The sequence below is a fragment of the Rhizobium sp. FG113 genome (assembly GCF_057809895.1).
The window spans coordinates 60,597-79,998 of the sequence record NZ_JBMDKV010000018.1 but is presented as its reverse complement, the minus strand read 5'-3'; the positions used below and the strand labels follow the sequence as shown (position 1 = coordinate 79,998).

19 protein-coding genes and 1 pseudogene are annotated in these 19,402 nt (G+C 58.6%); 8 read left to right on the top strand and 12 right to left on the bottom strand.

The genetic code is table 11. From position 1 onward, the window contains the following. Positions 1-103 precede the first annotated feature (103 nt). From ACODTZ_RS29045 to ACODTZ_RS29010, 8 genes and pseudogenes are all read right to left on the bottom strand, one after another. The gene (locus tag ACODTZ_RS29045; protein WP_489029967.1) at positions 104-325 is read right to left on the bottom strand and encodes a hypothetical protein; all 222 of its coding nucleotides are present in this window, start codon (positions 323-325) and stop codon (positions 104-106) included. Positions 326-426: 101 nt separating this feature from the next. Next, entirely contained in the window at positions 427-807 is a 381-nt protein-coding gene (locus ACODTZ_RS29040; protein ID WP_209236599.1) for a DUF6180 family protein, read from the bottom strand. A 125-nt stretch (positions 808-932) separates the two neighbouring features. Next, entirely contained in the window at positions 933-2,021 is a 1,089-nt protein-coding gene (dinB, locus tag ACODTZ_RS29035; protein WP_209236600.1) for a DNA polymerase IV, read from the bottom strand. Positions 2,022-2,031: 10 nt separating this feature from the next. Next, positions 2,032-2,454, bottom strand: a complete 423-nt coding sequence (locus ACODTZ_RS29030; RefSeq protein WP_489029964.1) for a hypothetical protein — start codon at positions 2,452-2,454, stop codon at positions 2,032-2,034. A gap of 160 nt (positions 2,455-2,614) precedes the next feature. Beyond that, a complete protein-coding gene (locus tag ACODTZ_RS29025) occupies positions 2,615-2,785 on the bottom strand; it encodes a hypothetical protein (protein ID WP_489029962.1) in 171 nt (56 codons plus the stop codon). A 162-nt stretch (positions 2,786-2,947) separates the two neighbouring features. After that, a pseudogene (locus ACODTZ_RS29020) lies at positions 2,948-3,722 on the bottom strand (SOS response-associated peptidase). A 154-nt stretch (positions 3,723-3,876) separates the two neighbouring features. Next, a complete protein-coding gene (locus ACODTZ_RS29015) occupies positions 3,877-4,971 on the bottom strand; it encodes a nucleotidyl transferase AbiEii/AbiGii toxin family protein (protein ID WP_489029960.1) in 1,095 nt (364 codons plus the stop codon). Further along, on the bottom strand, positions 4,952-5,680 hold the full coding sequence (locus tag ACODTZ_RS29010; protein WP_489029958.1) for a DUF6088 family protein: 729 nt from the start codon (positions 5,678-5,680) through the stop codon (positions 4,952-4,954). Before ACODTZ_RS29010 ends, ACODTZ_RS29015 begins: the two co-directional genes overlap by 20 nt. A gap of 638 nt (positions 5,681-6,318) precedes the next feature. Between ACODTZ_RS29010 and ACODTZ_RS29005 the strand changes: the two genes are divergently transcribed. After that, a complete protein-coding gene (locus ACODTZ_RS29005; protein ID WP_489029956.1) occupies positions 6,319-6,951 on the top strand; it encodes a hypothetical protein in 633 nt (210 codons plus the stop codon). A 536-nt stretch (positions 6,952-7,487) separates the two neighbouring features. Beyond that, entirely contained in the window at positions 7,488-8,180 is a 693-nt protein-coding gene (locus tag ACODTZ_RS29000) for a hypothetical protein (RefSeq protein WP_489029954.1), read from the top strand. On the opposite strand, the gene ACODTZ_RS28995 is transcribed toward ACODTZ_RS29000, so the two are convergent. Further along, positions 8,177-8,416: a helix-turn-helix domain-containing protein gene (locus ACODTZ_RS28995; RefSeq protein ID WP_209236605.1), complete on the bottom strand. Its 240-nt coding sequence runs from the start codon at positions 8,414-8,416 to the stop codon at positions 8,177-8,179. The two genes, ACODTZ_RS29000 and ACODTZ_RS28995, sit on opposite strands and share 4 nt — an antisense overlap. Positions 8,417-8,795: 379 nt before the next feature. On the opposite strand from ACODTZ_RS28995, the gene ACODTZ_RS28990 reads away from it, so the two are divergent. Continuing rightward, on the top strand, positions 8,796-9,317 hold the full coding sequence (locus ACODTZ_RS28990; RefSeq protein WP_489029951.1) for a hypothetical protein: 522 nt from the start codon (positions 8,796-8,798) through the stop codon (positions 9,315-9,317). 210 nt (positions 9,318-9,527) lie between these two features. On the opposite strand, the gene ACODTZ_RS28985 is transcribed toward ACODTZ_RS28990, so the two are convergent. Then, a complete protein-coding gene (locus ACODTZ_RS28985) occupies positions 9,528-10,667 on the bottom strand; it encodes a Fic family protein (RefSeq protein WP_489029949.1) in 1,140 nt (379 codons plus the stop codon). 567 nt (positions 10,668-11,234) lie between these two features. On the opposite strand from ACODTZ_RS28985, the gene ACODTZ_RS28980 reads away from it, so the two are divergent. From ACODTZ_RS28980 to ACODTZ_RS28970, 3 genes are read left to right on the top strand one after another with little or no spacing between them, the layout of a single operon-like run. After that, a complete protein-coding gene (locus ACODTZ_RS28980; RefSeq protein ID WP_489029947.1) occupies positions 11,235-11,999 on the top strand; it encodes an ImuA family protein in 765 nt (254 codons plus the stop codon). Further along, on the top strand, positions 11,920-13,431 hold the full coding sequence (locus ACODTZ_RS28975) for a Y-family DNA polymerase (RefSeq protein WP_489029945.1): 1,512 nt from the start codon (positions 11,920-11,922) through the stop codon (positions 13,429-13,431). The genes ACODTZ_RS28980 and ACODTZ_RS28975 overlap by 80 nt, the downstream gene beginning before the upstream one ends. Continuing rightward, positions 13,428-16,685 (top strand): error-prone DNA polymerase, encoded by a 3,258-nt coding sequence (locus tag ACODTZ_RS28970; RefSeq protein ID WP_489029943.1) that lies wholly within the window; start codon positions 13,428-13,430, stop codon positions 16,683-16,685. The genes ACODTZ_RS28975 and ACODTZ_RS28970 overlap by 4 nt, the downstream gene beginning before the upstream one ends. Here the strand turns inward: ACODTZ_RS28970 and ACODTZ_RS28965 are convergent. After that, positions 16,679-17,320, bottom strand: coding sequence for a TetR/AcrR family transcriptional regulator (locus ACODTZ_RS28965; protein WP_489029941.1), 642 nt, complete (start codon positions 17,318-17,320; stop codon positions 16,679-16,681). The genes ACODTZ_RS28970 and ACODTZ_RS28965 overlap by 7 nt on opposite strands. Positions 17,321-17,409: 89 nt before the next feature. Here ACODTZ_RS28965 and ACODTZ_RS28960 point away from each other — a divergent pair, with 89 nt between their 5' ends. Together ACODTZ_RS28960 and ACODTZ_RS28955 are read left to right on the top strand one after the other, a co-directional pair. Continuing rightward, a complete protein-coding gene (locus ACODTZ_RS28960; RefSeq protein ID WP_489029939.1) occupies positions 17,410-18,183 on the top strand; it encodes an SDR family oxidoreductase in 774 nt (257 codons plus the stop codon). A gap of 64 nt (positions 18,184-18,247) precedes the next feature. After that, positions 18,248-18,565, top strand: a complete 318-nt coding sequence (locus ACODTZ_RS28955; protein ID WP_489029937.1) for a hypothetical protein — start codon at positions 18,248-18,250, stop codon at positions 18,563-18,565. 11 nt (positions 18,566-18,576) lie between these two features. On the opposite strand, the gene ACODTZ_RS28950 is transcribed toward ACODTZ_RS28955, so the two are convergent. Next, positions 18,577-19,398 (bottom strand): nucleotidyl transferase AbiEii/AbiGii toxin family protein, encoded by an 822-nt coding sequence (locus ACODTZ_RS28950; protein WP_489029935.1) that lies wholly within the window; start codon positions 19,396-19,398, stop codon positions 18,577-18,579. Between the last annotated feature and the right edge of the window lie 4 nt (positions 19,399-19,402).

The following is a 19,402-nucleotide window of genomic DNA, read 5'->3' as shown; positions in this document are numbered from 1 at the left end:
CGCCCGACATACCCAAATAACTACAGATCTGTCGCTTTGTTCCCTGTCGTCAAACTACGAAATTTGCCGGTGCCCGATGGGCCTCTTCGCGCTTTGGCTGAAGCTATTCCGCAGCCTGACGAAGCTGGAAACCATCCAGCGGTTCGACAAGCGCAACGAGCTCGAAATCACTGATCATGTGATGTTGGTCGGAGCCGAGGACGGCCAAGGTCCAGAAGTCCGGATCCTCACCGAAGATCGTCGATACTTGCACGATCGTCGTCCGGCCATCGGTGTGCTTGTCGGACCGTGCCCAATAAAATGCGTCTGGAACCAAACTCTTCATTACGTCTACTCCCCACACAATGAGGCTACGATATCAGGAAATCGTAATATGGCCATCTCTCGTCTTCGCCACCCACAAGAGGATAAGGATGATACTGGAGGTTATTCCGCGGCGGCTTTGACCGCGGCGTTTGCCTGGTCTGCAAACTCGCCAAGAGCAGCCTTTGGTCCTTGATAGTCGATCCCCTGAACCACGCTGACCGTCGTGTTCTCGACCTCGATGCCGTGGGCGATGAAAGCGCCGCGGCCTTCATCACCGCCTCGGACGACCACGAGCTGCCCCGGGAAAGTTTGTACGTCGGATGCGAGCCCTACCTGTTTCGCCGTCTTCTCGATTGCGCTCCCGCAGTCTTCGATGCTCAACTTTGCCTTCGGAGTGCGCTCCACATGATAGGCCAGATTGAAATTGCCATCTTGCGCTAAACCAGGAACCGTAAAACCAAACACGCTCGCTGCGGTGAGCAGCAGGGCAGAATACTTCATAGAAACGTCTCCGCTGAAAGGCTGTATGCGGGTAGGGAAGTGGCGCTTGGTCAGCGAAAGGGAAGGGCTGGATGTGCGTTTCAAGACGATCGGCAGATCGACTGAGGCGCATGCGGACCGGCTGATCAGAGCGTCAACTTCAGTTGGTCCGTCTGATTGACATCTGCCTGCTCGAGCGAAGATAGGGTCACGCCCAGCAAGCGCACGCCCTTTGGCGGCGGGAAGACGGGCTGGAGCAGTGAGCTGATGGCCGCCTCGATCTCGCCGGCCGACAGAAAAGATCGCTCGCCAGTTCTGGCCCGCGTGATCTGCGTGAAGTCAGCGTATTTTACCTTGAGGGTGACGGTCTTCGCCCTGATGGCATTGGCTTCGCAATAGCGCCAGACCTTGGCGATCAGCGGCCGCATACCTTCTAGCGCCGGATCATAGCTATGGATGTCCTGCGCGAAGGTATCTTCGGCGCCGACGGATTTGCGGACCCTGTCCGGCTTTACGCGGCGCTCATCGATACCGCGTGCAATGCCATGGAAGTAGGGGCCGGCTTTTCCAAAATGCTGCGTCAGAAATTGCAGCGATTGGGCCTTGAGGTCGGCGCCGGTCTGAATTCCAAGCCGATGCATCTTCTCCGCGGTAGCCGGCCCGACGCCATGGAATTTCTTCACCGCCAGCCCCTCGACAAAGGCAGGGCCGTTCTTCGGCGTGATGACAGCCTGGCCGTTCGGCTTGTTCAGGTCAGAGGCCATCTTGGCGAGGAATTTGTTGTATGAGATGCCGGCTGACGCATTCAGTCCTGTGACCGCCTTGATCTTGGCGCGGATCTCCAGCGCGATCGCGGTGGCGATCGGCATATCTTTCAGGTTCTCGGTGACATCGAGATAGGCCTCGTCGAGCGACAGCGGTTCGATCAACGGCGTGTACTCGGCAAAGATCTCACGGATCTGCTGCGAGACTGCACGGTAGACCTCGAAGCGCGGCGTCACAAAAATCAGATCTGGGCATTTGCGAGCGGCCGTGACCGAAGGCATCGCCGAGTGAACACCGAATTTTCGGGCTTCATAGCTGGCAGCCGCAACCACACCACGCGCGGCAGCGCCGCCGACCGCCAGCGGCTTGCCGCGCAGTTCTGGATTATCGCGCTGTTCAACCGATGCATAGAAGGCGTCCATGTCGACATGGATAATCTTTCTGATGGTCGCAGAGGCCATGATATCCATCGGTACTATCTCAGGCGGGACCGCCGCCGTTCGAGCCGTGCTTTCCACCCAATCCAATGAGTTCAGCCCAAAACTCCGCCTCGGCGTCTTCAAACTCCTGGTCCAACTCTGGGTATGGGCGCGTGTCATCGGGCAATTCCACCCAGGCGGTATCGACGGCAAGCGCCGATCCGCTCTGTAAGGTAACTGCGGTGGAGTCCGGCCGGTCGCATGGCTCGTAAGGGTATTCGCCGAACCTCGTCAGCGGATCCGCGGCGCCGGGCGAGAAATAATAGATCGGCTGCTCGTCGCGGCTTCGGTAAAAAGCGGCGACGTTCCAGTCGAAGCTGTCGTAATGCGGCAAAAACAGCTTCAGAAAATGATCCTCGACCACCAGGCGAAATTTAGGTTCCGGCATCGACGATATTGCGGGGTCGAGTTTGAGCCAGCTCATGTCCATATCCTTTCCTATCAGAAGGAACAAAATAAGAACATTTGACCTGAGAGTCAAATCTCAAACCGTTGGAGGCGTCACAGGTCCAGCGTGATTGATCATCTCGCCGGAAATCGCCGGTTGGCTCTCGAACGGTGAGCGGAGCGCTTCGATCAAGCAATCAAGAAAGGGTTTTTTCGTGCTTGGCGTGAACAAGTTCGACCGCGATCGTGATCGCATGGCGACCCTGCGAGCTATCGATGTCGCAGTGGTTCAAATGGCACCACTCGCGCACAGCGGAGGTGACTGTTTCGATCTCATCGTCGGAAAGGGAGATAAGGGACATCAACATGCACGTGCTCCTCCGTTCGATCGGCAAGAGCAAGTATGAACTCCCAAGCGGCGCCTACCAGTTATCCCTGACGCCGATAATCAGTAGTGTACTCTCATTTCCGGGGATGGATAGCCCAATAGTCGACTCGGACCGCTCGAGCTCGATTCACGATTGCTGCGGTCACAAAAGCATCGCCTGCTGCAGCGGTTCGCCGTCTTTTGCGACGATCGATGAGCCATACGGCTCGCGAGACGATATGATCAGCGCGTCTTCGGGTAGCGGCCGCGCCAGGTGCATCGCCTCGTCCCATGGCGCCCGCATCCAGACATCAGTTTCCTCCGGCGTGAGCAGGAGCACAGGCATCGCCTTTTTATGGATCGGCTTCACCAACTCATTCGCGTCGGTGGTGAGAAAGCCATAGAGATCATCTGTCGTCAGCCCATCCTTCACCTTCCTGACGCTCTTCCAGTGCGGCACGTGGATCCCTGCGAAAAACATCAGCGACTTTTCCTCATCGCGGGCAAACCAGGCGTTTTGGCACGTTGCCACCATCTTCCTGACTGGAAGGATCCGGCTCCGCGAAACTGGTGACCGGCACGAGGCATCGATGCTCGACACCGAACCAGCGCTTCCAGTGTGGCAGGTTGAGCTTGCGCACATTGGTGACGCCGCGGTCTGGCTCCATGCGGATGAGCTCATCCATGTCGACGGCCTGACCCTTGGCCTTAAGTTTTGCGGCGCGGGTCTCCGCTGCCTGTTTCTGAACGAAGATCGGGGAGGGGAGCCCCCAGCGTGCGTGGACGAGTTGCTTTTTCCCGTCGGCGGTGTTGCGGACGATCGGGCCCATCTGATTGGGATTCATCTGATAGGCCGGCCTGATGTTGATCAGGCTTTCGACGTCCTGAGCCCATTTGCTGACCCAGTCCTTATCTTCCATGCGGTATAAGTTGCACATTCGATACCCATCCCTCCCGATAGAACCGGACCTAACTTAGCGCATGTCGCGCCGTTCGCTAGTCGAGTGAAACTCCCGGGCGGGCGGCAGAATCCTGTAAATCTCAAAAGTTGTCGTTCTGCGACCGATATCGGGATCGACTGGCTTTGCGTAGCTATGCCACCGCGTTGATGAACCCCTCAAGTTCGGCAATACTGCGCATGATGATTTCGAATTCCGGAATGTCCGCGAAGATCATTGCCGACATGCGCTCATAGTCGCGTGTGAGTTTCTCGCGCATATCCAAGGTAGGCTGAAGTCGATAGCTGCCCGGCACGGCTCGATCGTATCGATGATCTGGCGCGCGAAACATGAGCTCCTTGTGCACTCGGCAGGCCTCCGCTAGCTCCCTCATCGAGGCCGTTGCCTTGCCATAAGCGCTGTTCGTCCAAATCTGATGGACATCGTAATAATGGCGCGAGTATCGATTGAGATCGGGCACTGGCTTTCCCGCGACCTGTTCACCGGCCCGCTTCTCGGTCATTTCAGTCATCGCGTGGAGGATGAGAACTTTTTCCCAGAAGGTTCGCTCTGGTTTCACGGTTGTCACTCCGTTGACCCGTAGGTCTTCTGCAGTGTTCAGTTCGGACGCGATGTATGGGATAATTGTGCGTGCTTCGACCGGGACCGGATCCGGGCGAGCTCCACCCTCAATCCGGACAGCAGGTTGAACGTAGTCAGCATCGGTCCCAAATACGCTCTTGTAGGTCACGACAAGAATATCCAGCGCGTCGCGCTTTCGATAGGGATCGTAACCATATTCGACGGCAAAGTGGCCTACTTCGCCAATCTGTGACTCCGTCTTTGCGATCTTCGCGAGGAGTTGTTCCCTCAAAGGGCCGGAGATGTAGGTGCGCGCCGCCTCATCGACCTTCTCAGCGAGCATTTTTTGCTGCTTGTTGACGGAGCCCTGTTCGGCAATTTCTTGTTCAAGGGGAGCGTCGATATCGGTTTTGTACACACCGATATCGATATCTTCGGAGAACCTTTTGATGACGTCGTAGGCCTTGCTCAGGCTTGTCCCGCCCTTGAAGTAGAGGTTGACCGGGTCGCCGTTTCGTTGATTGAAAAGGAAATCCAGGATCCAGCAAACATAGATGTCCTTTTCAACATTCTCCGCGCGCGTTCGGAGACTTGCAGCTGCTGCCTCATACAACGCGCGGCGTTCAGCAGGGCTTGACCGGAGAACTTCAACGAATGTGGTCTGCATCGGCCGCCTCTTCTCGCTTACCTGCGTTCCCCACCGGTGCCAATCCCTCGGCGATTTCTTGAGCGGCCGGATACATCCATGCCGGCAAAGCCGAAAGGTTCATCCTTAGGTCGTCTGCAATGACCTGTCGGTTCGGACTATTCCTCAGCTTCTGGACGATCCCAGCTATGGCGGGTTCCAGGTTGCTTCGGTCGTCGCGCAGCCACGCCAGCGCCTGGACAATTCGCATGGCCGGCTTTCCGGCCCAGAATGCGGCTTTGGCCGAGGCTCTCTTGAAGTCGAGCTTGTAGATGACCGGGGCGCTCACTTTATGATCACCAGTCGTCGCATCGATCTCGATCGTCCTGGGGTATGTGTCCGCATGGATTGTTGATCGCGCGGGAGCCGCGGTAGTGAGCCCGAGATCATTGGCGGCGGTCATGCCATCCACGAGGATCCGGAGTTTGTCCCGGCGGGCAATCGCATCGATGAAGGATGCGCGTGGCGGAAATACCAGCTTTCCAGTTAGCTTGCTGACGGTGGGTTTGTCATAGAGGCCGCGGTAAGGCCGGCGAATATCGCCGCGATTTGTCAGCCGCTGCAGGGCCTTCTCAACGGCGTTTGGGCTGGCGATATCCAAAAAATCCCCCCGTGACCACACACCCGACGGAGCGCCAGCGGTGATTCTGGCATGAACTTTCTCAACTGTGTCTGAGGTTGGGTCGGGCATCGGCTCTCCTGTCCAAAGATTATATACAAATTCTGGTCAGTGGCAATCTGACCAAAATTTAGGTACAAATTCTGGTCAGTACTCGGGTATCCATACCATATGGATTCTGCTCAATCTCTAACGCGCTTATCAGTTGGAAGCCTGAAGCAAACTCCAGCCCCTCGCAGTCCTTCTGAAATAAACTCAATACCGGCATCCTCTAACGCTCCCTTCAGTGCTCGGAGGATCGGTATCGTGAGGGGTGGTCGCTCGTTGTGGACCTCGGCGCGGCTTACAGTCGCGACGCCGACGGACGCAGCTGCCGCAAGATCTCTCGCACTCCATTGGAGAAGTGCACGCGCAGCCCTAATTTGAGCCCCTGTGATTTCGTTGATATCTTTTGAGTTCAAATTGATCAATCTCAATTTTGATGGTAGAATTGCTTCCTATAACATTTGAACGGCTGCAGAGTATTGCGAGTACTTCTGCAGCCTAACCGCAATCAAGCTGTATGGAGCTCGGATCATGGCTGATTCTGAGGATAGCAGAAGTTTGTCTGCAATCACTCGCCGAAAATTGCCCCAGTCACTTGCCGCCTTTGCACAAAAAACTGGAGTCTCGCGTCGAGGCGGAATTCCTCTCCGTCGAGGATGGGGCAAATGACCCGTTCGGAGAAAACACCTGATACAACGCGCCGAGGCTTCCTGTCGGTTGCTGCGGCATCGATCACCGAGGCAGCCGGAGCGGGCTTGGCCCTACAGGGAGGGGAGAGCGTAGGGGACCCGGACCTTGTGGTGTCGCTGTGGAGGGACTGGCTGACGGCTCACAGAATGGCCAGTGACGCCTGTCGCCGGCAGCAGAAACTTGAAACAGATATGCTGCGAGAACTTGGCAGCGTCCCGCGGGTGGAGATCGTTTTCCCCGAGGACGACGGATTCATCTGGGCGTACACCATAGACGAGATCCGCCGCCTGCTGCCAAACCCCGAACAAGGCGATACGCGATGGACGGCCATAGCGGAATTGTCGGCACGGCAAGCTGACTGGGACGCAGTCGATATTCACATCGGATATTCCGAAGCCAAGAAGGCGGAAGCGGAAACCGCTGATATTGAGGATGGATTATCGGAAGCTCTGTGGAGCACCTTGCCTCGATCGTTCGCCGGTCTCGCAGCGAAACTGCATTGCGTGCTGGAGATGGAAGACCCAGGTTCGGGCTTGCAGGAAGCGCCGTGGCCGCAACTGCGCGCTATTCTTGCCGATCTTGTGCGGATTGCAGCGCTGGGCGATTGATCGTTGCGCCGTCCGGCCATCAAAGCCTCGGAACTCAATCTCCGAGTCAAGGTTGACCGCAAATTGCATTATCAGCGTCGACCGGCTCCACCGATGCGCAGAAAAGGGGGCATATTGTCCGCAAATATGCGGAGAAAAAGAGTTGTTATTTCCGCAAGGGCGAGAAGACATCAGATCGTCTATCCAAGACGATCTGGATTCATCGGCCCATCGCGAGATCCTTTGTGGAACCAACTCACTCACTTGCTCTCCGAACGTCGTCCGACAGAGGAGGGTCGTGCAGTGGTCAATAATCGCGCCGCTCTAGTCGAGGCGAAAGACTTCGGCATTGTCCTGGCGCTCCCGCAGCCTCTTGTAGGACGGATGGCGAAGCTTCCCGTCGGCGGTCCGGGCTCGATCTGCGCGTCTGCTTCCGGCTTTGCTGGCAGACGCTGCCCGTGCAAAACTGGACGATTCTAGATCTAATCGCTATTCCAAGGCCAGCAGGTCCGCCACGCACGCGGTCGATCATCCAATAATCGCAAAGAGGCTTCGGCTTGAAGAGAGTACAACGCACGTTCACGGTCGAGTACAAGTCAGGTCGCCGCAAACTCGGGACGCAGCCCAGCTCGATCTGGGGCAACATGGATCTCAAGTCTGTCGCGCGAGCCGTTGAAAACGAGGGAGTTCTCCCGCCCAATCCACTTGCTGACGCCTCCGAACGAGATGCTCATGTGCTGCCTGGCTCTCTGAGGGACTTGACCTGTCCTGTGAAAGAGACAGAAATTCCGACGAATTGCCAGGCGATGCCTGCGGCAATCGGAACGGAGCCAGTTACCTACATTATGGCGCCTGCTGTTGTGGAAGTCGCACCTTCATCGCCTGAGCAGGGTATTCCTAATACGGTACGTCATGGGGCTAAGCTCGACGGTGCGGCAAACGATCCCATCGGCACCAACAGTGCCCGACGCTTGAAAAAGCGAAGTGGCGGCACAAAACCGATTGCAGGCGACGACATCCGCCTGCGCAAGACTGCAAAACGGGCGCCAAAGAATTTGCGAGCGGCAAAGGTCGAGCTGACTTCAGCCAGTGACGACCGGGCAGAACTTGCGGAGCTAGAGACCGAGAACAGCAGATTGCGTGCACTGCTGGCGGAAAAGCTTCGTGCGGAGAATGCCATCCTGCGCACGATGCTGCAGTTTGCAGCGTTTGGCCTGCCCTCTAGTGGGATGAGCGAACAGAAAGCCTAGTCCGAGGCATCTTTGTGTTTTAGGCGAATGCCCACGCCGGCCCGATTGTCCTCAGCAATGAACTCGATCCCGTTAGCTTCCAGCACGCTTTGAATGGCCAACAGTGTACTTGGGCGCAGCTTATCGCCCCTCTCTAGGCGGGTGACAGTTTGCGTTGAAACGCTGGCTGCACTCGATAGTTCGAGCACGCCCCAACCAAGCGCTACCCGCGCCAGCTTGCATTGAATACCCTTCATATCACCATGCCATGGTGATTTAGATTGCGCATTGCGAACTTGCCCTGTAGTCTTTCCTGACTGGACGGCCGCAGACGGTGTTCGTACCACCCTCCGCAGCCTAACCACAATCAAGCTGTTTGGAGCTCGGATCATGGCTGATTCTGAGAATAGCAGAAGTTTGCCTTCAATCACCCGTCGAATATTATGGTGCTCACTCGCCGCTCGTCTGGTGATCAAAAGCCCTTTGGTGCGATGGGCCAGGTGTTCTCTTAATCGTGGGGGGCGCAGATGACCCGATCCGAGACCGCGCCCGATGCAATGCGCCGAAGCTTCCTGACAGGTGCCGCTGCATGGATCACTGGGACGGCGCGGGCTGGCGGAGCCGCACGGGAAGGGGATGCCGTCTGACGCTGATCCGGCTGTGTCACTATGGCGCGACTGGCTGGTGGCTCACCGGTCGTTTGGCGAAGCCTTCCGTCGGCAGCAGACGCTCGAAACAGAAATGCTTCGTGAACTCGGCAGCTTCCCGCGAGTTCAGATCGTTTTCTCCGGGGATGAGGGGTTTATCTGGGCTTACACCGCGGAGGAGATCAAACGCCTTCTACCGAGCTCTGAAAACGAGGACGAGCGACGGTTGGCATTGGCTGAACTAGCGAAACAGCACCTCGATTGGAACGCGGTCGATATTCGGGTCGGATATTCCAAAGCCAAGGAGACGGAAGCGGAAAACGCCGACCTGGAGGATAAGCTGTCCGAAGCATTATGGAGAACAGCACCCAAGTCGTTCGCCGGCATTGCAGCAAAGCTGCATTGCGTGTTGGAGACGGAGGATCCAGGCTCGGGTTTGCAAGACGCGCCGTGGCCGCAGCTGCGCGCTATTCTGGCCGACCTTGTGCGGATTGCGGCGCCGGGCAATTGATCGTCGCGGCATTCTTTATTCGGGGCGGAAGATTTTGGCATGGTTCCGTCTGCCTGCCTCGCAATCTCTATGGGATGCATGGCGACTCTGCCGTCTTGGCAGGAACTCGCTGTCTGCAATCATGGTCGTTCGAGATTGCATGACACCCGCAGTGTCAATCGGGTCGGCCTGCAATGCAGTTGGTGTGGTGTCTCCTTGTTTTTTCGGTTCTCAAGACTGCGAGTGAGTGTCCGAAGCGACACCTATAACCAGTTCGTAGGCAGTGCTGCGGCCGCCAGCTTCCCCTTTGCGAAGGATGCCTTTCGCCAAAAGGTCCGCGATGTCACGCGACGCCGTGTCCTGGGATGCGTTCGTCAATTTCGCCCATTTGGTCGATGTGAGCTTCCCCTCGAAATTTCCCTCCAGCAACCGATTGAGAACCTTGGCCTGTCGCGTGTTGAGGTCGTGAGCGACATGGCTCTGCCAGAACTCATTCTTCAGCATGACATTGTCGAGGGTCAGCAAGGCGGCGCCCACCGCACTGCTTAGACGATCGACAAACCATTGAATCCATTTCGTGATGTCGAGGTCCTCGTGGGCTGTTACGGATTGAAGGGCCTCGTAGTACCCGGCACGCGATTTCTCGATAGCTGCGGACATGGAATAGAGCCGTTGAGCGCCCCCGCCATCGCGCGCAAGGACCATGTCGGCGATCGCACGGGTTATGCGGCCATTGCCGTCGCCGAACGGATGGATGGCGACGAACCATAAATGAGCGATAGCGGCCTTGAGGAGAGGATCCATCTGCTGTGATCCATTGAACCAATCGAGGAATGCCTTCATCTCGGTCTCCAAGCGATCGGCCGGCGGTGCGACATAGTGCACCTTCTCGTGCCCAAAAGCTCCGGACACGATTTCCATGCGGCCGCCGGAATCGTCACGCCAGGCGCCTACCCGAAGTCGATGTCCCCATTCGTTGCGACCGGTCGGAAAGAGGGCTGCATGCCACTGAAAAAGACGTTCCTCTGTTAAAGGTTTGAAACAGTCAATTGCAGCATCGAGCGTTATGTGAACGATCCCCTCAATCGAGCGGCTGGGCGTCACAAAGCCGTCGATATCAATACCAAGTCGTCTTGCCAAAGAGGACCTGACCTGTTGCTCATCCAGCCGTTCCCCCTCGATCGCCGACGATTTTACGACGTCGTCCGTCAGGGCCCGCAGGAACGTTGCTTCACGGGTTCGAAAGCCAAGGCTCTCCACGCGGCCGATAAGGCGGCCCTGGTCAAGGCGCACGTTCGCGAGAGAGGGCGTAAACTCGTCCGATTGCCATTCAAAAGCTGGCCAATTTGGAGACTGCCAAATGTAGGTCATGCTCTATGATTGCGGCTTGATGCGGAGAATAGCAAGCTTATTCTCCGCAAATATGCGGAGTAAAGTCGTGTTATCTCCGCATGACTTCAAGACGAAGCCATATCGAGAGGTTGACGCTCGCATGTTCATGACCGCGAGTGTTTTTCGCCGATCTTTTTCCACTTGCGACCACAGCGGCAATCGCCGCGCCACGATTTCTAGTATAAGCGGAAAACTTAAGCGTCATGCCGTTGTTCCCAGGCCCCCTGAATGATGCGTGGCGGAGTTTGACGTCGACCATGCACACAACAGGGAAAGTTTAGGAACGCTGTGGCGATCTCAGCTTTATCCCCGTTATCCAAGCGGATTGTGATTTGAGTGGGTGGCAGCGGAAAAAATTCTCACACCGGCTAGCTGCCTGATTCCGATAGCTATTCGCTGAATTTGCAATCCTCAGGATAATATTCCCATCCCTAGGGTTGCTTGACTCTTTGCTGCGACAGGAACAGAAACAGAACATTCGCATTTTGTCCAGCATGATGCTGGTCCAGAATATCCGCCACACGACCTTGAAGGGAGCCGTGAACGATGACTGCTGCCCGAGCCCAAGGGATGTCGGATGTGATCTCAGATTTGCGTGAGCGGATCGCGACGATGGAAGGCGTATCGGCGAGAAAGGTCGGCTGTCTTGCCTTCGGCGTTCCTGAGATCGATGCGATCCTGCCCGGCGGTGGCCTGGCCTACGGCGCATTGCATGAGTTCGCCGGAGGCGGGGCAGGGACCGTCGATGGCGCCGCAGCCGCCCTTTGTGCCGCCGGCATCGCCGCGCGAACCAAGGGCCCGATCGTTTGGTGCCTGACCCGGCCCGACCTGTTCTTCCCCGCCCTGGCGCAGGTTGGTCTTCATCCCGATCGGGTGATCTTCGTTGAGTCCGACAAGGAAGAGGACGTGCTCGCCAACATGGAGGAGGGCTTGGCCTTCGGTGGCCTCGGCGCTGTGGTCGGCGAGCTCGTCCGATTGCCGATGGTCAGTTCCAGGCGGCTGCAGCTTGCCGCGGAACGCACGGGCACGATGGCGCTGGCGGTGCGGCGATGGCGACGGCAGACGGAGGCCAACGATTTTGGCCAGCCAACCGCCTCGACGACGCGGTGGCGTGTCAGCGTCATGCCGTCGGAAGACCTTCCGGTGCCTGGCGTCGGTCGGGCGCAGTGGTTTTTGGAATTGATGCGCGCGAAAGCGGGTGAATGTGCTGAGTTTCTCGTAAGGGCATGTGATGACAAGGGTCGTATCGATCTATCTCCCGGATCTGCCGACCGATCGGATCAGACGCGACGATCCGTCCATTCCGGCTGAGCAGGCAATCGCGGTGATCGCCAGGAGCGGCTCGAAACGTTGGGTATCGGCCGTGGATGCAGCTGCGCGAAAAGCCGGCCTGCGCGTTGGCATGCCGGCGGCCAAGGCCCAGGCGCTGTTTCGCGGACTGATGCTTGTCGATGCCGAGCCTGATGTCGATGCGGCGGCGCTTGAACGGATAACGCTATGGGCACTCACCCAATACTCCCCAATCGTTGCCGTCGACGGCACTGATGGCATCGTGCTCGACACGGAAGGCGCCGATCATCTGCAGGGTGGTGAACTGCCCATGATCACGAAGATCTCCAACCAGTTCCTGGCGCGCAAGCTGACGGCGCGCGTTGCGATCGCCGACACCTGGGGTGCTGCGCACGCCTGCGCGCGGGCCATCAGCCGCGAGACCGTCATCGTACCCGTTGGCAAGACCGTTGCTGCCGTCGAAAAGCTGCCGATCACGCTCTTGCGTCTGCCGGAGAAGATCCTCAGTGATCTCCGAACGCTCGGTTTCCAGACTGTTGGCGAATTGGCCAATACCCCACGCGCGCCCCTGACGCTGCGTTTCGGACCGGAAATCGCCCGGCGCCTCGACCAGATGTTCGGCCGCGTCGCAGAGCCGATCGATCCAATCCGAACGCCAGAGCTGGTCGAGGTCACAAGAGCCTTCGCAGAGCCAATCGGGGCTGCCGAGACCATCGACAAATATGTCGGCCGCCTGGCCGTACAGCTGATTGGCGAGCTGCAGAAGCGGGGTCTCGGCGTGCGCCGCGCTGACCTGATCGTCGAGAAGGTCGACGGAAGCAGGCAGGCGATCCGCGCCGGAACGGCCAAGCCCGCCCGTGATGTCGCCTGGCTCACCAAGCTGTTTCGTGACCGGACGGAAAAGATCGAGCCTGGCTTCGGGATCGAGAAATTGACGCTGGTTGCCGTCATGGCTGAACCGCTTGAGGACATGCAAAGGGTCTCGTCCCTGGTTGAGGACGAGGTGAGTGATGTCACCCCGCTGATCGACATTTACGGCAATCGGGGACAACGGGTCTATCGTGTGGCCCCGGTTGCCTCAGATGTCCCCGAACGCTCCGTTCAGCGCATTGCCGCCGCCTCTGATCCGCTCGAAGTCGCATGGGTCGGTCATTGGCGTCGGCCAGTCCGCCTTCTGCCGCGCCCGGAACTGATCACGGCAATCGCCCTCATGCCGGATCATCCGCCAGCCTCGATTGTCTGGCGCGGCCGGCGGCGCAAGGTCAAGCGTGCCGACGGTCCGGAGCGCATCTTCGGCGAGTGGTGGCAGCGCGATGCAGAAATGGAGGCGGTCAGGGACTACTTCGTCATCGAGGATGAAGCCGGCGAACGGCTTTGGGTGTTTCGAGCAGGTGATGGTGTCGATCCTGAGACCGGTGACCATCGCTGGTTCATGCACGGGATATTCGCATGAGCTATGCCGAGCTCCAGGTCACGACGCATTTCTCGTTTCTACGCGGAGCTTCGTCTGCCAACGAGCTCTTCATCCGCGCTCGGGACCTGGGCATCGAGGCGATCGGTGTGGTCGATCGAAACAGCCTGGCCGGGATCGTTCGTGCGCTGGAAGCGTCACGCGCAACCGGCCTGCGACTGGTCGTCGGCTGCCGGCTGGATCTTGCCGATGGCATGTCTGTGCTGGTCTATCCGACCGATCGCGCCGCCTATTCCCGGCTGACGCGCCTGATCACCCTTGGAAAGAGCCGTGGCGGCAAGAACAACTGTATTCTTCATTGGGATGACGTCGTCGCCTATTGCGACGGGATGATCGGCATTCTGGTGCCTGATCTCGCTGACGAGACCTGCGCCGTGCAGTTGCGCAGGCTCTCCGAGATCTTTGGCGATCGTGCCTATGTGTCGCTCTGTCTGCGCCGGCGGCCGAACGACCAGCTGCGCCTTCATGAGATCTCCAACATGGCCGTGCGGTTCAAGGTCAAAGCCGTCGTCACCAATGACGTGCTCTTCCATGAACCCGGCCGGCGACAGCTGCAGGATATCGTCACCTGCATCCGTCACAAGACCACGATCGATGACGTCGGCTTTGAGCGCGAGCGCCACGCCGATCGTTATCTGAAACCACCAGAGGAAATGCAGCGGCTGTTTCCGCGTTACCGGCAAGCGCTGGCGCGGACGATGGAGATCGTGCGGCGTTGCACGTTCTCGCTCGAGGAGCTGACCTATCAGTACCCTGAGGAAGCGATCGTACAGGGCAAGGATGCCCAGTCCTCGCTCGAGCACTATGTCTGGGAATGCGTGCCCGATCGTTACCCGGAAGGCCTGCCGCCGGATGTTCTGAAGATCGTGCGCCACGAACTCGACCTCATCCGCACCATGAAATATGCGCCCTATTTCCTGACCGTCTTCTCGATCGTTCGTTACGCCCGCAGTCAGGGGATCTTGTGTCAGGGCCGCGGTTCGGCCGCCAACAGCGCGATCTGCTATATTCTCGGCATCACCAGCATCGATCCTTCGACCAACGATCTGCTGTTCGAGCGTTTCGTCAGCCAGGAGCGCGACGAGCCGCCTGACATCGACGTGGATTTCGAACACGAGCGCCGCGAAGAGGTCATTCAATGGATCTACCGGACCTACGGTCGGGAGAAGGCAGCGCTTTGTGCCACCGTCACGCGCTACCGCGCGCGCGGCGCCATCCGCGATGTCGGCAAGGCGCTCGGACTGCCTGACGACGTGATCAAGGCGCTCTCCTCAGGCATGTGGTCCTGGTCGGAAGAGGTCCGCGATCGCAATGTCCGCGAACTCAATCTCAACCCGGAGGATCGGCGTCTCGCCCTGACCCTGAAACTGGCACAGCAGCTGATGGGAGCGCCGCGCCATCTCGGCCAGCACCCGGGTGGCTTTGTCCTGACCCATGATCGGCTCGATGATCTCGTTCCGATCGAGCCGGCCGCGATGAAAGACCGGCAGATCATCGAGTGGGACAAGGACGATGTCGAGGCGCTAAAGTTCATGAAGGTGGACATCCTGGCACTCGGAATGCTCACCTGCATGGCCAAGGCCTTCGAGCTCATTCGCGAGCACAAGGATCAGGATATTGATCTCGCAACGATCCCTCAGGAGGATCCAGCGACCTATGCGATGATCCGCAAGGCAGACACGCTCGGAACCTTTCAGATCGAAAGCCGTGCCCAGATGGCAATGCTGCCGCGACTGAAGCCGCGGACCTTCTATGATCTCGTCGTGCAGGTGGCTATCGTTCGGCCCGGGCCGATCCAGGGTGACATGGTCCATCCCTATCTGCGCCGGCGCGAACGCAAGGAGGAGGTCGTCTATCCAACGCCGGAACTTGAAGCGGTTCTTGGCAAGACGCTGGGTGTGCCGCTGTTTCAGGAAAGTGCGATGCGGGTCGCGATGGTCTGCGCCGGGTTCACCGGTGGCGAGGCAGACCAGCTGCGCAAATCCATGGCGACCTTCAAGTTCACCGGTGGGGTGTCGCGCTTCAAGGACAAGCTCGTGTCCGGCATGGTGAAGAACGGCTACACGCCTGAATTCGCCGAGAAGACATTCTCGCAGCTGGAGGGCTTCGGCTCCTACGGCTTTCCGGAAAGCCATGCGGCTTCGTTCGCCCTGATTGCCTATGCCTCGAACTATATCAAGCGCCATTTCCCGGAGGCGTTCTGCGCGGCGCTGATCAACAGTCAGCCCATGGGGTTTTACGCACCGGCCCAGATCGTCGGCGACGCTCGAGCCCATGGCGTCGAGGTGCGTCCCGTCTGCATCAACCGGTCCCGGTGGGATTGCACCTTGGAGAGGATAGGTAATGGCGACCGGCATGCGGTCCGGCTGGGTTTCCGGCGGGTCAAGGGCTTGGGGGTCGCAGATGCTGCCCGCATTGTTGCCGGCCGCATGAACCGGGATTTCCAGTCGGTCAATGATACCTGGCGCCGATCCGGAGTGCCCGCTGAAGCGCTCGTTCAGCTTGCGCAAGCCGATGCCTTCCTGCCGTCGTTAAAGCTCGAGCGTCGTGATGCGCTCTGGGCGGTCAAGGCCTTGCGCGACGAACCCCTGCCGCTGTTTGCCGCGGCGGCCGAGCGCGAGATGCAAATCATCGCCGAACAGCAGGAGCCAGACGTGGAGCTTCGGCAGATGACGGATGGCCACAACGTCATTCAGGACTACAGCCACACCGGTCTGACATTGCGCCAGCATCCGATTGCCTTCCTGCGCAAGGATCTGCGGCAGCGCAACATCATCACCTGCAGCGACGCGATGAACGCCCGCGACGGACAATGGGTCTATACGGCTGGCCTCGTCCTCGTGCGCCAGAAACCGGGGTCGGCCAAGGGTGTGATGTTCATCACCATCGAGGACGAGACCGGGCCGGCCAACATTGTCGTCTGGCCGACGTTGTTTGAAAAGCGCAGGCGCGTCGTGCTTGGATCCTCGATGATGGCTATCAATGGGCGGATCCAGCGGGAGGGGGAGGTGGTGCACCTGGTGGCCCAACAACTGTTCGATCTATCGGCCGATCTTTCGGGGCTCGCCGATCGCGACACCGAGTTCAGGCTGCCGGCGGGTAGGGGGGACGAGTTTGCACATGGGGGTGGTCCTGATCCACGCGATACGCCGAAGCCTGTCGTTCAGGCGCGGGATATGTTTGTGCGCGATTTGCATATCGACACGCTGAAGGTGAAGGCACGGAATTTTCATTGACAGTTCGATTTCCCAACTGATGCTCGGCGCTCCCCAGGCCAGGCTGTAAGCGCGACGTCGATCAGCCGCTTCAGCCGCACATTGCAGGCGCCATCACAGGCTTGAGCGGACATACCCTGGATGATCGCACCATAAAACCGTGCAAGCGTATCGGTGTCGGTTTGCACCGGCAACTCGCCGTCTTCGACGGCACGGTCAAAGCGCCCCTTGAGGGTCTGCATCGACGTCTCGCGCAGCGCTGCCGTCATCCGCGCGACGGAAGCATTTTCTTCCGCATGCTGCAGAACCGCCGTCGAGACCATGCAGCCTCGCGGCTTATCTGGCTGAGTGTCGCCGTCGGCAATGTCGTAAAGGTAAAGCGCGAGAGCCTCATAAACTGGAAGGCTTGATTGCAGGATGTCTGAGCGACGGCTGTTCTCACGAGCAATACTGAAGTCGAGCGCCTGGCGGTAAAGCTCCTCCTTTGAGCCGAAGGTGGAATACAGCGTCGGCGGATTGATCCCCATGGCCTTGGTGAGGTCGGCAGTCGAGGTTCCCTCGTAGCCGCGTTCCCAGAACAGGCGTGCCGCGATGTCGAGGCCGACGTCGCGATCGAGCGCGCGGGGTCTCCCTCGCTTGCGGACCAATTTAGCCATTTTAATAGTGATCCCTATTAAATTATTGACCAGTCGTATTTCGAATTTTATTATAGCGATCGCTATTTAATTAATCAACGGAGTGAACCATGTCCCACAGACTAGCAGACAAGATAGCTCTCATCACCGGAAGTTCGCGCGGCATCGGGCGGGCTGCCGCCCTTGCTTTTGCAAGGGAAGGCGCCGCGCTGGTTGGCGTGCATTACACCGCTAACAAGGATGCAGCCGATGCGACGGTGCGCGACATCGAGGCTCTCGGCACAAAAGCTGTGGCTGTAAGGGCGGATCTCATACACAGCAAGGATGCGGCCGAGAGCCTCTGGGCACAATTCAGTGAAGCTGTGAGTCGCGAGAGAGGCACGCCAGCCCTCGACATCCTGGTGAACAATGCCGGCATCGCGCCCGCATTGCCGCTGAAGCAGACAAGCGAAACCGCCTTCGACGAGGTGATGGCGATCAACTACAAGGCGCCGTTCTTCCTGATCCAGGCAGTTGCCGATCATGTTCGCGACAACGGTCGCATCATCAATGTCTCGACCGGGTTCACGAGGATCGCGGCACCAACGCATCCGGCCTATGCAGCCTCCAAGGGGGCACTTGAGACACTGACGCTGGCGTTGGCACCTGAATTTGCGGCTCGTGGGATCACCGTCAATGCGGTGCTGCCGGGTGTAACAGAGACGGATATGAATGCCGAATGGCTGGCGTCGCCAGACGCGCGCGCCGGTGCCGAAGCACTCTCTGTCTTCTCCCGTGTCGGCCGGGCGGAGGACGTCGCCGACGTCATCGCGTTCCTTGCGTCGAATGACGCGCGATGGACCACCGGCCAGATGATTGACGCAACCGGCGGTGCCCGGATCTGATTGAGTCAATGGTTCGGCTCCACGCTGCGCGGCTCACGCTGCGTCGCGCAAGCATATTTGCGAGGTGCTGACGCAGGGTCGGGTTGCGCACCGGGCAACAAACAATGCCGCGCCCGCCGACATCAACTCGTCGAACGCAGCCATCTCATTCGCTCGCCGCAGCCTGTTTCCGGTGGAATGTGGCCTGGTGCTACGGTTCGTTTCCCGAGGAAATCGAGATGCCTTGGGTTCGCATCCCATCAAAATCGGTATATTGAAGCTGAGGTTCACCGGTGAGATCTACGTAAGCCGCGAGCGCTTAGCCGCTTCGGCTAGCCTGTGGCACGATCTCCTCAATCTCACGCCTCTGCTGCGCATGTTTCTCTGGATTTTGGGCTTTTAACTTTTCCAGGTTCAGAAGCTTCCAGCGGACGGCGGGAAGTTCGGCCGCCTGGGGCAGCCGATTGCGCCGAAATCTGGTTTGCCGTCGTGGAGTGGTAGCAGGAAGCGCATCGCCTCGTCGTCGAGCTTTGCGAGGATATCGGCCGTCATTCGGGTCCTCGCAGCCTTCAGATCTTCGAGGTCGATGGGCTCGATCGTCATCCCTTGGAACTCTTTCACGAAGGCTTCGTCGAGGTTTGCGATCGACGGCTTGATCAATTCGTGCGGCGGGCGCCCGGAACTGGCAACATAGATCAGAAAAGTCCGGAACAGGGCGTCGGTCAGACCCTCGTTTTCATAGAGCAGTTTCACATCGAACAGGTCTCGTGGATGCTGCCGGTCCACCGCCGCGTGCAGTTTTCCGCCGAACAGGTCTTCGAACGAGACGACTTGCATTTCGGCGAACCCGAATTGGTCCTCCACGGCCGCGCTCACACGTCGGCGTTCAGGCGGATGGACCGTTCCTCTTGCAACGGGTGACGTTTCGATCTTGATTTCGGCATTTCCCTGGCGGACGATAACGCGCGTGTCGTTGTTCCCGCCGCCGGCGATCCTATGGACGCTCGCACCGCGCAGACTACGGATCAAGCCCTTACGGATTTGCTCCAGTGTTGTGTCGATATTCTTCAGCGTCGTTTCGCGGTCCTCGATCGGCAGATAGGTCAGATCGATATCGACCGAGAGCCGCGGCATGTCGCGATAGAAGAGGTTAATCGCAGTGCCGCCCTTCAGGGCAAAGGCATCGTGGCGGGCGATAACAGGAAGGGATCGCACCAGGAGGTCGACCTGGCGCATTTAT